Consider the following 10,542-nt stretch of genomic DNA (forward strand, 5'->3'; position numbering starts at 1 on the left):
CCGCGACCCTCCTGGTCGCGGCGGCCCTGACCGCGTGCGGCAACGACGCCCCGGCGCAACCACCCGTGAGTGCCCCTGCACCTGTACCGACCTTCAACCCCGCCGACGTCGACTTCGCCGTCGAACTCAGCCAGCACCACGGCCAGGCGCTGCGGATGACCGAACTCGCGGCCACCCGCGCCCGCGCCGCCGAGATCACGACCCTAGCCACCCAGATCGCTCGTGCCTACGCACCCCAGACCGACACCGTCGCCGGCTGGATCCAAGCCTGGGCCGCGGCCGGTGCCGAACTTCCCGCACATGAGATCGGGTCTGGCGAGACCGCACCAGGAATGCTCCCCGATGCCGCGCTGAACCGCCTGGACCGGCTCAACGGCCGGGCCTTCGACCGGGAGTTCCTCCGCCTGATGGCCCGTCACCACCGCGGCGGCCTGGACCTGGTCAAACGCCAGCTGGCCGATGGGATCAACCCCGAGGCCCGAGCCCTCGCCGCACAACTCCAGACGACCCAGACCCAGCAACTCGCGCAACTGAGCGCCGCCTCCTAACCCAGAACCCGAAAACGAAAGAGGACTCCATGAGCACCACACGTCGCTTCGCCCGTGCCGCCGCTGCCACCGTGGCCGCCGTCACGGCCGCCACCGTCTTAGCCGCCTGCGGAGGCGGGGACGATAGCGCCGCCCAGCCCGGGGCGAATGCGAGCTTCAACCTCGTCGACGTCGGCTTCGCCCAGCAGATGATTCCCCATCACTCGCAGGCGGTGAAGATGGCGGCGCTGGCCGCGACCCGGGCCAAGGACCCGAAGGTCAAGAAGCTCGCCGCGCAGATCGCGGCCGCACAGGGTCCGGAGATCGAGACCATGCAGGGCTTCCTGGAGTCCTGGGGCGAACCGCTGGCCCCGGACATGGCTGACATGGATCACTCCAGCATGTCAGCCGAGGAAATGGCCGCGATGACGTCGGGCTCGATGCCGGGAATGGCCTCGGACGACGACCTCGCACGCCTGAGCGCCGCCAAGGGAGCAGCCTTCGACCGACTCTTCCTCACCCTCATGCTCGAACATCACCGGGCTGCCCTGGAGATGGCGCAGAAGGAGCAGACCGGAGGACGCAGCGAACCAGCGACCGCCCTGGCCGAGGAGATCGTGACCACGCAGACCGCCGAGATCACGCGCATGAGCAAGCTTCAGAAGGCGTGAAAGGCACGGGGGACCCGCGCGCATGAACCGGTACACGGTCGAGCACTCGGGCACCCCGGCCGCGCGCGTCATCGGGGCACCCGCGCCGCGCGCTGGCCGCAAGGTGTTCCGGTCGCATTGATTCTCCTCGCAAGGACACCATGAGCGGGCCGAAGGAAGCCTCGATCCTGGCCTCGATCCCCAGCCCCAGCCAGGGCGTGTGGGACCTCGGACCCTTCCCTGTCCGGGCGTACGCGCTGTGCATCATCGCCGGAATCATTGTCGCGATCGTCGTCGGCGACCGGCGCCTGGTGGCGAGGGGCGGCCGAACCGGCATGGTCGCCGACATTGCCATGTGGGCTGTCCCGATGGGGGTACTCGGGGGCCGGCTCTACCACGTGATCACCACCCCGGAGCCGTACTTCGGCGCCGACGGCGATCCGGTGAGCGCGCTCTACATCTGGGAGGGCGGCCTGGGCATCTGGGGCGCCGTCGCGCTCGGCAGCGTCGGCGCCTGGATCGGAACCCGCCAGGCCGGCCTGGCCTGGCCATCGGTCGCCGACGCCGTCATTCCGGGGGTGGCCCTCGCCCAAGCCATCGGCCGGTGGGGCAACTGGTTCAACCAGGAACTGTACGGCCGCCCCACCGACCTGCCGTGGGCTCTGAGGATCGACCCGGCGAACCGCCCGGACGGGACTCCCGACGCCGCCACCTACCACCCGACCTTCCTCTACGAGTCCCTGTGGTGCCTCGCAGTCACCGCCCTGCTGATCTGGGCCGACCGCCGCTACCGCCTCGGGCACGGCCAGGTGTTCGCGCTCTACGTGGCGGCGTACTGCGTCGGACGGTTCTGGATCGAGGCGCTCCGCGTCGACGAGGCCGAGCAGATCCTCGGGATGCGGCTGAACAACTGGACCTCCATCCTGCTGGGCACGGTTGCGCTCGCAGTTCTCGTGTACTCACGACGTAAGAACCCCGATCGCGAGGCCAACCCTTACCGGCAGGGCGCCACGCCGAGGATGACGCCAGGGGAGCTTCGGTGAGAGGCAGGTGCGGCGCGGCAGCCCGCTCCACGGGTGAGCTGTTGATCACCGTTGGGGCGATAGTGCTGCTCTTCGTCGTCTACCAGCTGTTCTATACCAACTTCGAGGCCAACCGGGCGCAGGATGGGATCAAGGACGACCTGCGGGACTCCTGGACGCAGCCGGTCTCCGACGGCAAGCGGATCAAGGGCGGCGCCCTCGGGATCATCTATATCGAACGACTCGGACGTTCGTGGGAGAAGCCGCTGGTCGAAGGAGTCGAGCTGGATCAGCTTGCCCGGGGAGTCGGCCACTTTCCGAAGAGCGCCATGCCCGGCCAGATCGGGAACTTCGCCGTCGCCGGCCATAGAGCCACCCAGGGCGAACCGTTCGCCTACCTGGACCGGCTCCGCCCCAAGGACAGCGTCGTGGTCGAGACCCGTGATCGATGGTTCGTCTATGCCATCGACCCGCAGCCCGGCGCCCGCCCCGATGCCCCTGCCTACAAGCTCGTGGACCCCAGCTACGGAGAGGTCGTGCTACCGGTGCCCGAGCGGCCCGGCGTCGAGCCAACCGAACGTCGGATCACGCTGGTCACGTGCAACCCGCGTTGGGGTTCGTCCACCCGCATGATCATCTACGGCACGCTCGTCAAGGCGTACGACAAGCCTGGGCCCCTGCCGCCAGAGCTGGCCTACCTCGCCAAGCCCATCTAGTGACTGGTCCTCAGATGCGCGTCCTGGATGCGGCCGACCCCAGGCTGACGCCCGCGCGGACGATCGGCCGCAAGGCGGCCATGGGTTGGGCCGTCGGCGGGGCGCTGGCGATGGCCGTGTCGTTCCCACCCTGGGATCTGTGGTTCCTCGCCCCGGCCGGTCCCGCTGGACTCCTGCTGGCGGTTCGCGGGCGCCGGGCGCGCGAGGCCTTCTGGCTGGGTGCCCTGTTCGGGGTCGTGTTCTTCGCCGCCCTCCTGACCTGGCTGATCAACCTCGGACTCGCACCCTGGTTGCTGCTCACGGCGATTCAGGCGTTGGCCACAGGTCTGCTGGGTGCTGCCTTCGCGGTCGCCTGGAAGCGGCCGGGGCGGATGCTGACCCTGCCCGGCATTTGGGTGGCCGTCGAGGCGTTGCGGTCCAGGTATCCCTTCGGGGGCTTTCCGTGGGGTCGCCTCGGATTCAGCCAGGCCGATTCGCCCTTGGCCTCGTGGGTGTCACTGGGCGGCATCCCCTTGCTCAGCTGGATCATCGCGGCCGTGGGAGTGTGCGGCGTCCTTGCCGCCAGGGCGTCCAGACGGCGCCGCGCCTTGACCGCCGTCAGCGCGGTCACCGTCGCACTCGGTGGCGCGTTCGTGTTGCCCGCCGCCGCCACGGCGGCCACCGGCGGCAATGCGACGAGCTCGATCACGGTCGCGGTCGTGCAGGGCAACGTGCCGCGTCAGCGTGCGCCGCTTGGCCAATCCCAGGCCCTGGAGGTCACCCGCAACCACGCCCAGGCCACCCGCGCACTCGCCGCCCAGGTCGACGCCGGGGCCCTGCCGGCCCCGGATCTGGTGATCTGGCCGGAGAGTTCGGCCGACCGGGACCCGGGCCGTGACCCCGCCACCCGCGCCGAGATCCTCGCCGCGGTGACCGCGATCGACCGCCCGGTGCTGATCGGGACGGTGTTGGACGCGCCGGATGGCCGGGCCCGCAACGTGGGTCAGCTGTGGACGCCGACCGGCGGTCCAGGAGCCACCTACGACAAGCGGCATCTCGTCCCGTTCGGGGAGTACATCCCGTTCCGTTCCGTGCTCGGTGGACGCGGTGACCTCGCCCTGATTCCCCGCGACTTCCGACCCGGCGACGGCCCCCCGACCATCACCAGCGGCGAGATCCGCATCGGTGATGTCATCTGTTACGAGATCGCCTACGACGACACGGCCCGAGCAGCGGTCAGGGCGGGTGCGAACCTGCTGGTGATGCAGTCCAACAACGCCACCTACATGCGCGACGACCAGCTCGGCGAGACCCGCCAACAACTCGCCATGGCACAACTACGGGCAATCGAGTACGACCGCGCAGTCGCGGTGGCCACCACCACGGGCATCAGTGCCATCGTGCGCCCCGACGGGACGATCCAAGCTCAGACCGGCACCTGGCGAACCCAGACGTTGGTCGAGGACGTGGAACTGCGGACCACCCGGACCGTGGCCAGCCGGCTCGGCGCATGGCCCGAGGCGCTGGCAGTGGTCCTGCCGTTCGCCGTTCCGGGGTGGTTGGGAGTGGCTGGCGCCGGGGCTGGTCGACGCCGACTGATCAAACACAGCGGCCGGCCGATCGGGCCATGAGCTCACCCGCCCTCCGGCGCGGGTCGCATCGGCGGGGTCGCCGCACACTCGGCGGGGACCTTGTCCCCTATGCGCCGCGTAGTCCGCTTCGTAGCGTCGTCAGCGCACAGCAGGAACCTTGAATCCCGTTCTCTGGCTTCCGGGAGGACACCCGCTTCCTCGCGCAGCAGAGAGAAAAGAGACCCCGCCATGGATCACAGCAAGCACTCCTACTTCATGATCGGCCTTCTGGCCCTCGGCGCTGCACTGTTCTTTTCCGGCGTCACTGACGGCGGGGCGTTGTTCCTCCTGTGGCCTATCGCGTGCATGGCGATGATGTTCTTCATGATGCGCGGGATGGGCGGCATGCAGCGCGGGCGGGCTGACCACGAGGAGCGTCGCGACACTGACGCCACCATTCCGGAGCCCCAGGACCACTCGTCCGGACCGCGAAGCAACTAACCCCCACGCTCTGCTTCGTCGCCAACCGATAAGGGGCGGCACATGCGCCGCTGCTGTGGTTCGCCGCGTTGCGGGCCCTGCTCGCCGGGGTTGTGCTGCTCGCGGTCGGGCGGGCCTGCGGCGGCCGGGACCACCGCGCTCGACGTGGCCCGCCGTCGGCCTGCTCGCGTCGGTCAACGTCACTGTCGCCTTCGCGGCGATGTTCGTCGGGACCGCAGGTGTGACGAGCGGGGTCGCAGCGGTGCTGGCCAACGCCCAGCCGTTGCTCATCGTGCTGCCAGCCTGGGCGTTCTATCACGAGCGGCCGGGTTCACGCGCCCTCACTGGGCTCATGATCGGGTTCGTGGGGCTGATCGTGACTGCCACACCGGGCGGAACCACCGGCGACGGCGCACTGTTGTCGCTGGCCGCTGGCAGTTCCTCCTCGGCGGGATCGCACTGGCCGGCTGGGCGTGGATGGCCGATGGCGCCCCGGCGATCTCTTGGACCCCGCGCTTCCTCGCGTCCCTACTGTTCCTCGCGCTGATCGGTACCGCGATGACCAATGTCCTCTGGTTCAGCGAACTGAAGCAGGCTCCGCTGGTGGCGCTGAGTTCGTGGACCATGCTCACCCCGGCCTTCGGGGTCACGTTCGGTTGGCTCTTGCTCGGCGACGGACTGACCGGCCGTCAGGCCGGCGGCGTGGCTCTGGTGCTCGCCGCGCTGCCGATCATCCTCCTGCCGTCACGATCCAGACCTTCCGGCGGGGACCGGCAACTGCTGCCAGCAGCCCTGGTGGAAAGCAAGACGACGAATCATGGGTGACCACATGAAGCCGCACGCACACACCGGGAACGGTCAGAGCACGACCGTGGTGCTCGATGTCAGGGGCATCCTTCGGGCCTCGGAACAGGCGGTCGTCGCCGCGGCACTGCGGCGCCGGCCGGGCGTCCTCGAGGTGGAGGTCAACCCGGTCGCCCAGTCCGCGACCGTCCGCTTCGACTTGGCCGCCACCTCACTCGCCCAGCTGCGGGAGTGGGTCAGAGACTGCGGGTATCACTGCGCGGGGCAGTCGGTGCCCACGCACCTGTGCGACCCGATGAGCCCTCCCCTGCCATCCATGACCGAGGCGCAGCTCCCCGCCCCCCACGCGGGGCGGGTGGGATCGCAGCGTTCACCGGCGACGGCTCCGTCCGCGGATCTGCCGCGCTCGGATCACCACGAGGGTGCGGACCATTCGCCGCACGAGGTGATGGGCCACGGCGGTCACAGCGACATGTCGATGGCGGGCATGGTGCGCGACCCAGTTCGCGCAGGGTCGCCTCCGGTGGCGGGACGTTCGCCCCTGGTCAGTGCGTCGAGCTGATCCACATCATGGCTGCACGCGGACGCTTTGCGGGGGCAGGAATTCAGCCCGCCAACCACCCTTCAGAAGGGCACCACGATGTCTCACGGGACGTTCATCTCCGGCCCAGGTTCAGCGGCGGCTCTCCGAGCGGTCACCTCTTCGGCGCCGCAGCGCATGCTCGGCGAGTTCCCCACCTATGCAGGAGCCGAGGAGGTCATCGACCGGCTGTCCGACAACGGGTTCCCCGTCGAGCACTCCCGCATCGTCGGCAACGGCCTGCATACGATGGAGTACGTCACCGGCCGGCTGACCAGCAAGGGAGCGGCCCTGGCCGGAGCCGCCACCGGCGCCTGGTTCGGGCTGTTCATCGGGCTGCTGCTGGGGATGTTCAGCACCGGGTCCGCCTGGTTGGCGGTGCTCTTCGGAAGCAGTGCGCTCGGCGCCCTCTGGATGGGTACCTTCGCCTTCCTCGCGCACTGGGCGATGCGGGGTAAGCGCGACTTCTCCAGCGTCAAGAGCCTCGAGGCCGACCAGTACGCCGTGCAGGTCGACGCCACGCATCTTGACGAGGCGCGGCGCATCTCGGGTGTGCTCTGACCCTCGCCATCCACATCGCCGGCGATCGCCCGCCCAGGCCGGTTGAGGGCCTGCTCCCACGGCGGGTGAGGCCGATCGGGTCACCGACAGGACCGTTTCGAGGTTCGCTCAATACTGATTGGGCGTCAGTTGTGCTCGCGTCCAGCGACGGGGAAGGCGCTGCTGGCGGCCGACCAGGGTCCGCTGCGAGCGGCGGCTCCGAGCGGGATCGCCACGAACAACAGGCCGAGCCCGGCGGCGAGAAGGTACCCCGCACCGGAGGTCCGCTCCTGGGTGAGGGTGAGCGCGCTTCGAGTGATTCCTGCCAACCGCTGCGCCTCGGCTTGGTCGATGGCCGCCTGCGCGGCGACCATCTCGTCGACGGGCACGTCCTCGACCGCGGTGGGGGTGGTCAGGTCCGCGACGGCGGTGGTGGCCAGGTCCGACTCGGGGGTGTAGTCCGCGGCGAGGTCCGGGTTCCACTCGGTGGCCGGCAGCCCGGCCAGCATCGACTCCGCCGACAAGGTAGGCAGCGAGCCGGTGTCGACGGAGGTGGAGACGAATTCGATCTGGTCAACATGGCTGGTCCCGGCGGCCGCAACGTCGGTGTCGGTCCCGGTGGTGCTCGCCGGCTCCGGGGACGGCGTCGGGGACGGTGTCGGCGCCGGTATGGGCAACGGCAATGAGACGCCGGGCACCGTGTCGCGCATGCCCTGGTACTTGTAGGCGCCGTAGCCCCTGTCGAGGTAGTAACGCAGCGGGGCGTTGCGGACGAAGCGCGGCGTGGTGCCAGTCTTGTACTGCTCGAAGAGCTGGAGCCGCGTCTTCGCCGCGTCGTTCCACCCGGCGAAGATCACCACGTGCTTGCCCGGCAAGTTGAGGACGTCACCGGGCTTGAGCGCTGTTGAGGGGATCCGGTCGGAGATCCGGCCGAGATTGCCGGTCCAGTAGTTGATTCGTTGGTCGGTGCGCCAGGCCATGGCGACGAATCCCGAGCAGTCCTGCCTGAAGGTGCCACTGGGGTCGGTCCACCAGCGGCTCTGGCTGTAGGGCACCTTCTGGGTGACCCAGCTGATCGCACGGATGATCGCCTCGGCGCGGCTGATGGTGCCGGTACGGCCCGGCGTCAGCGCGCGCGGCGGGGAGGTCGTGGAGAAGCCCCGGGTGGTGGTCGAGGGCTTCGGGTCCGGCGCCGGAGCCGGGGTGGGCACGGTCGGGTCTCCCGCACCGGGAGTCGTCTCCGGCTGCGGGGTCTCGGTAGTGGGGCCCGGGGATGGAGCGGGCTTCGGCTCGGTCGTCGGGTCCGGATCGTCGGGCTCGCCGCCGCCCGAGTCCTCGTCGTCCGGACCCTCGCCGTCTGCGCCGTGCCCGTCGGGGCTGGGGAAGACGACGGGCGGCGTGCCGCCGGTCGGGATCTCGCAGGAGGGCGGCTCCTCGGTGAGCGGCTTCTTAGGGCCGATGACCGGGGTGACCGTGGTGAGGTCGCCGCCGTCTGGGGTCGAGCTCGCGCTGTCGGCGGGCGTGGGGGCGGGGGCGCTCGCCGCCGCGGGTGAAGTCGCCTGCTGCGCCTCGACCGGGACACCGACGACCAGGCGCGGGTCGGCCGCGCTGCCGGCCGTGCCATCGGCGCCGGGAACGCCGCCGGTTTCGCTGCCCGAGGTCGTGTCGCTCCCGCCGTCGTCGGCGGGTAGGGAACTCGCCGGGTCGTCCGTCGGGGCGGGGAGGGTGTCGCTGGCACAGGGCGCGGCAGCGACCCCAACCTTGTCGAAGCCCAGCGCTCCGAATCCGACGAGGCTCCCTCCCAACACGCCGCAGCCGATGGCTGCGGCCATGGTGGGACGGATACGCCGCCGGCCGGCGGGTGGACGGTGCATGAGTTATCCCCAGTTCAGGCGTTCGGCAGGTTGGCGACCGAGGTGAGCTTCGCGGTAACCGATAGAAGGCCAGGTGCCCGAGAGTGAACGCCGGACGGGGCCCGGGTTAACCCTGCATTCTCGGTGCACAGAAAGTTGCGGTGTCGTCACCATCCGCACGCAGCATCAGCTGCGCAGGGCACAGACCGGTGGCGGAGCGGGCCAACGAAGGGGACCGTGAGCAGCGACAGGTCCGGGCCGTGGCCGCCGAGGGAGTTCAGGCCGGTGCCTGCTCGCGGGGAGGGTTCGCAGTCGCACAGGCCGACCACGTCACCTGACGGACGGTCACGGACTGCACCGGTGCCCGGAAGACAACGGTGGTCGACGACGAAGGCCCGACTGGGCCTGTAGGTGTACTCGGTCGAGAGCACTGACGAGGCCCTGGATCAGATCGCCGCGCTGCCTGCGGCCGCGCTGCCGTTCTACGCGGAACTGATGGCCACTCTCGAGCTCGTACCGTGGAGCGGCGAGGCCCACAACCGGATTCACGTGCCAACCGAAGACGCTCGACGTCCGGCCGGTCCCCGTACACGAGCGGATCCGCTCGAAGTCGTGGTCGTCGTGCAGGACGGTCAGCCGGTGCTCCACGGCCAGCGCGGCGATCAGGACGTCGGGCAGGGAAACACTGCGGTGGAGCCTGGCGCCGATCAGCGCCTCCATGATCTCCACAGCGATGCCCTCCGAACGCGGCGTCGCGTTCAGGATCAACAGCGGCGCCAAGAGGTCGCCCCTCAGGCGCGGCCAGTGGTCGGCGTCCCGGCTGGACACAGCGACCTCCAGCATCGTCGGTAGTCCCACCCAGACCCGGCCACGATTGATCCGGTCGATCCAGGACGCGTAGTCCGGCGACTGCGGCAGTTTCCAGAGCGCGGACTTGTCCACCAACCAGTCCATTAGTTACAAATGGGCTCTCCCTGGCGGTGCTGGACCGGGCCAGCCGTGGATGGCGAGGTGTGGTGATGACGCGCGCCGCCGTCCGCCAGCTACAGGACCTGCGCCGTGAGCTGTTCAGCCCGCCCACCGTCGAGGACGTGCCGACCGAGCCCATCGAGCTGTCACAGCCGCCGCGTAGAGTGATCAACGAGGAACCTGCGCTCGTCCCGATTTGCACCGCGTCTGGGACGCCACCCGACAGTTCTTCGGCGGCTGCGTCGAGCTGTTCAACGTGCGCTGCGAGCGACGCCAGGAGAGATCGTGCGGCACTGTTCCCAACGAGGCTGCACGACGACCGCCCTCCGCGAGCCACTCCATCGCCAGCCGAGGCGAGAGATCGACGATGAGTTGGCGGAGGGATCTCTCAAGGAGCGGCGTTCGCGAGCCGACATCCCAGGGGGAGGTGGGGATGAAGCTCGTACAGAAGATCGGCGCCGGGTCGCTGCGGGTTCCTGCCGATCGACCAGGTATGAGTCCGTCTCGCAGCCTCTTGGGCGGGTAAGATGACGGGAGTGACCGTCCTCGGCGACGACGAGCGCCTAGCGGTCCTGCACGCCCTCGCCATCCTCGACACACCCGCCGAACCGGCCTACGACGACATCGCAAGGCTCGCCGCTGTGAGCTGTGGCAGTCGCATCGCCGCCGTGAACTTCGTCGATCGCCATCGGCATTGGACGAAGGCCATCTGTGGAGTCCCCGGCGGCCAGGGCGCGAGCGTGACGGCGGGCCGGTCGCTCTGCGCGGCGACGATCGCCACCGACGGCGGACTGCTCAGCGTCCCGGACATGCGGGCCGACGCGCGCTGGCGCGCGCATCCGGACGTCACC

Annotated in this window: 11 protein-coding genes and 2 pseudogenes; 11 read left to right on the top strand and 2 right to left on the bottom strand. The window is 69.6% G+C overall.

Going from position 1 to position 10,542, the window contains the following annotated elements:
* The 10 genes and pseudogenes from H0X00_RS17055 to H0X00_RS17095 all read left to right on the top strand — a co-directional run.
* The coding region (locus tag H0X00_RS17055; RefSeq protein WP_367186673.1) for a DUF305 domain-containing protein at positions 1–548 on the top strand (548 nt) is incomplete at its 5' end.
* A gap of 29 nt (positions 549–577) precedes the next feature.
* The gene (locus H0X00_RS17060; protein WP_293773203.1) at positions 578–1,198 is read left to right on the top strand and encodes a DUF305 domain-containing protein; all 621 of its coding nucleotides are present in this window, start codon (positions 578–580) and stop codon (positions 1,196–1,198) included.
* Positions 1,199–1,338: 140 nt separating this feature from the next.
* Positions 1,339–2,220: a prolipoprotein diacylglyceryl transferase gene (gene lgt, locus H0X00_RS17065; RefSeq protein WP_293773205.1), complete on the top strand. Its 882-nt coding sequence runs from the start codon at positions 1,339–1,341 to the stop codon at positions 2,218–2,220.
* Positions 2,217–2,915: a class E sortase gene (locus H0X00_RS17070; protein WP_293773208.1), complete on the top strand. Its 699-nt coding sequence runs from the start codon at positions 2,217–2,219 to the stop codon at positions 2,913–2,915. The genes lgt and H0X00_RS17070 overlap by 4 nt, the downstream gene beginning before the upstream one ends.
* Positions 2,916–2,929: 14 nt before the next feature.
* Entirely contained in the window at positions 2,930–4,525 is a 1,596-nt protein-coding gene (gene lnt, locus H0X00_RS17075) for an apolipoprotein N-acyltransferase (RefSeq protein WP_293773211.1), read from the top strand.
* A gap of 189 nt (positions 4,526–4,714) precedes the next feature.
* Positions 4,715–4,966: a hypothetical protein gene (locus tag H0X00_RS17080; RefSeq protein WP_293773214.1), complete on the top strand. Its 252-nt coding sequence runs from the start codon at positions 4,715–4,717 to the stop codon at positions 4,964–4,966.
* A 55-nt stretch (positions 4,967–5,021) separates the two neighbouring features.
* Positions 5,022–5,315 (top strand): annotated as a pseudogene (locus H0X00_RS23925) (DMT family transporter); the annotation flags it as partial.
* On the top strand, positions 5,249–5,770 hold the full coding sequence (locus H0X00_RS17085) for an EamA family transporter (RefSeq protein WP_367186674.1): 522 nt from the start codon (positions 5,249–5,251) through the stop codon (positions 5,768–5,770). The pseudogene H0X00_RS23925 and the gene H0X00_RS17085, both read left to right, overlap by 67 nt.
* A 4-nt stretch (positions 5,771–5,774) precedes the next feature.
* Positions 5,775–6,311 carry a heavy metal-associated domain-containing protein gene (locus H0X00_RS17090; RefSeq protein WP_293773218.1) on the top strand — a complete coding sequence of 179 codons (537 nt, stop codon included), beginning with the start codon at positions 5,775–5,777 and terminating at the stop codon, positions 6,309–6,311.
* A gap of 156 nt (positions 6,312–6,467) precedes the next feature.
* Positions 6,468–6,890 carry a general stress protein gene (locus H0X00_RS17095; RefSeq protein WP_293773220.1) on the top strand — a complete coding sequence of 141 codons (423 nt, stop codon included), beginning with the start codon at positions 6,468–6,470 and terminating at the stop codon, positions 6,888–6,890.
* Between the two features lie 125 nt (positions 6,891–7,015).
* Here the strand turns inward: H0X00_RS17095 and H0X00_RS17100 are convergent, their stop codons facing one another.
* The gene (locus H0X00_RS17100) at positions 7,016–8,701 is read right to left on the bottom strand and encodes a hypothetical protein (protein WP_293773222.1); all 1,686 of its coding nucleotides are present in this window, start codon (positions 8,699–8,701) and stop codon (positions 7,016–7,018) included.
* A 366-nt stretch (positions 8,702–9,067) separates the two neighbouring features.
* Complete coding sequence (locus H0X00_RS17105) at positions 9,068–9,676, bottom strand: PIN domain-containing protein (RefSeq protein ID WP_293773225.1); 609 nt, start codon at positions 9,674–9,676, stop codon at positions 9,068–9,070.
* A gap of 551 nt (positions 9,677–10,227) precedes the next feature.
* On the opposite strand from H0X00_RS17105, the pseudogene H0X00_RS17110 reads away from it, so the two are divergent.
* Positions 10,228–10,542: pseudogene (locus H0X00_RS17110) on the top strand (sensor domain-containing diguanylate cyclase); the annotation flags it as partial.

Source organism: Sporichthya sp. (assembly GCF_013815995.1).
Classification (GTDB): domain Bacteria; phylum Actinomycetota; class Actinomycetes; order Sporichthyales; family Sporichthyaceae; genus Sporichthya.